The organism is Curvivirga aplysinae (assembly GCF_009711445.1).
Lineage (GTDB): Bacteria > Pseudomonadota > Alphaproteobacteria > UBA8366 > Aestuariispiraceae > Curvivirga > Curvivirga aplysinae.
Map to the genome: position 1 here is coordinate 1 of NZ_SMMC01000028.1, position 2235 is coordinate 2235.

The 2235-nt window shown below is 41.8% G+C and carries 3 protein-coding genes; 1 reads left to right on the plus strand and 2 read right to left on the minus strand.

The window, feature by feature from the left end:
• A partial coding sequence (locus E1160_RS00195) for a DUF1826 domain-containing protein (protein ID WP_218048605.1) occupies positions 1–695 on the plus strand: 695 nt, incomplete at its 5' end.
• A 236-nt stretch (positions 696–931) separates the two neighbouring features.
• Here the strand turns inward: E1160_RS00195 and E1160_RS00200 are convergent.
• Positions 932–1726: an Hpt domain-containing protein gene (locus E1160_RS00200; RefSeq protein WP_155152978.1), complete on the minus strand. Its 795-nt coding sequence runs from the start codon at positions 1724–1726 to the stop codon at positions 932–934.
• A 41-nt stretch (positions 1727–1767) separates the two neighbouring features.
• Positions 1768–2181 (minus strand): response regulator transcription factor, encoded by a 414-nt coding sequence (locus E1160_RS00205; protein WP_155152979.1) that lies wholly within the window; start codon positions 2179–2181, stop codon positions 1768–1770.
• Positions 2182–2235: the final 54 nt, after the last annotated feature.

The window sequence follows — 2235 nt, forward strand, 5'->3', positions numbered from 1 at the left end:
TATTAAGGATCGATCCATTTATGGCCGTGTTAAAAAGTCGGGATATGAATGATTTAATGGCGTTTAAATCATCCCAAAATCAATTATGCATTGTTGAACGAAATAGTCCGGATGGATCGGAAAGCTTCTTTCAAAAGCTTATGAATAAACCATTATTGGTAATGGCTTTAATACGTAAAGATTGTGCTTTTGCGGATTTAAAAAAGGTTCTTCAACCTGAAATATCTACTGCTATCTTAGATGATCCATTTTATGAAAAATGGTTGAAAGATATGGCAGGGAACATTGAAAAATTTTGTGAGGTTATGGACACAGAAAACCTTGCTTTCTGGTTGGGTTCAAAGCGTGGATGTCGACGATATCATGTGGATAAGGTACCGATGCGGATGCTGGTGACTTATGCTGGTAAAGGGACTGAATGGGTACCGGATGAAGCGGTAGATCGCAAAGCCTATGAAAAAGGCGCCAAGAATGATGAGATCATTTTAGATGGATCAATGCGTGAATTTATGCAGCCGTGGGATGTTGCTTTATTTTATGGTGGGGATGATGGTATATTGCATCGAACACCAGATGATGCCTTTGAACATTCTTCAATCTTGATGCGTCTGGATCATCCTTCTTTTTGGTATGATGTCTTAGAGCCACAATTATCAGAAATGAAGGTCGTGAATACTATTAAGGATGTGGCTTAGTCTTCCAGCTTGAGTGTGATCTGAGAAAAATTGGCCACTAAGCTGTCGATCTACGGCGTCAGAATTTCAGCGGTCATATTCTTATGCAGGTTTCTGGCCCCCATATTCCAAAAAACCTCATAGCTACTTTTTGAAGTTCTAATGCCCCTTCAAGGGAGAAGGGGCATTTTGTCCTGACGCGATGCCACGACCATTGATATATGTTCCAACAAACTCTCGCATTTATGTTTAATTTATTACATACATTCGGTCTGAATACGCGCCAAAAAATCCCCCATATCATCTGGGAAATGGGTGGCGCCACTGCGGATAACCGAGATACCTTCGGGTAATCCCTGAAGACCTGGATGATCCAAGGAAAAACTGGTTAATACAGCAACTGGCGCATGAGATGTGGCGACCATTGCATTAAAGGCCCGTGCCAGATCAGACCCGGATAACTCATCCAAAGTCATGGCAAAAATCATCACATCCGGTTTTGATCGAACCGCAAATTCAAAAGCTTCCAAGGCAAATTGCACACGTACGACACGGAAGCCGCAGGCTTGTAATTCTTCACGGACGATTTTCCCAGATACTCTGGAGGGGGTCACCAATAAGACCTCGACTTCATGGGTTTGGATATCGAAATCAATGGCTGTAGATTGGATGGAGGTCGAGCGCTTAACGGGCAATTTACGCATAATCCCAGTGGCTTCTTCACTACTCGGTTCAACCCCACTTTCGGCAATTTCGCGTATTTTATCCAAAAATGCATGCATGTTGATTGAGAGTTCTGGTGTGACTTTCTTGTCGTCTTCGATGAAATCTTCTAACCGATGTGCAATGATCCCTGCTGTCGGGAAGCCAAAAGATCCCGCTTGCCCTTTAATTGAATGAATAATGCGTCGAATAATTTTCAAAGCATCTTGCGGTGGTATCTTGCCAGCAAGTTGGTTGTTGATCGTCGTATCAATTTCTTCCAACTGATCGGTTGTGTGATCAAGGAAGTCCAGTTTCAATTGGGCAAGTAAGTCTTCATCTATGGCCATGAGTGTTTTCCAGTGAAAAGTATTTTAAGAAATGAATTTGATTAGTCGTCAAAAAGATGATCATCCAAAGCTTCCCCAACGGGGGCATCACGCATACGACCTCGTTCCATCGCAGCTTTAACACGATCTTTAAAATCTTCCCCGATAGGTTTGGGAATGTAATCATCACAACCTATCAATACCGCATTTGCTAAATCTTTAATTTTGGACGTCCCAGTTAAAGCAGCAATCACCCCGTCATATCCGTCATCACGTAAAGCTTTGGTTGCCTCAAAGCCTGTCATAACCGGCATTTCCATATCCATCAGGATAAGATCAGGTGTTAGTTTTAATGCTAATTCAATACCAATCTTCCCATTTTCTGCATGGTGAACTTCATGTCCCATTTCGGTTAAGTTTTCCTTCACAACCTCATGAAGTAGTTGGTCGTCGTCAATATGAAGGACAGCAGCCATCTTAGAATTCCTATTTATATTATTCGTTATAGTCTATTGAAACTTATACAACTT

Excerpts from the sequence above, each read along its gene's own strand:
- E1160_RS00205 (WP_155152979.1), bottom strand. The coding sequence starts at position 2,181 with ATGGCTGCTGTCCTTCATATTGACGACGACCAACTACTTCATGAGGTT.
- E1160_RS00200 (WP_155152978.1), bottom strand. The coding sequence starts at position 1,726 with ATGGCCATAGATGAAGACTTACTTGCCCAATTGAAACTGGACTTCCTT.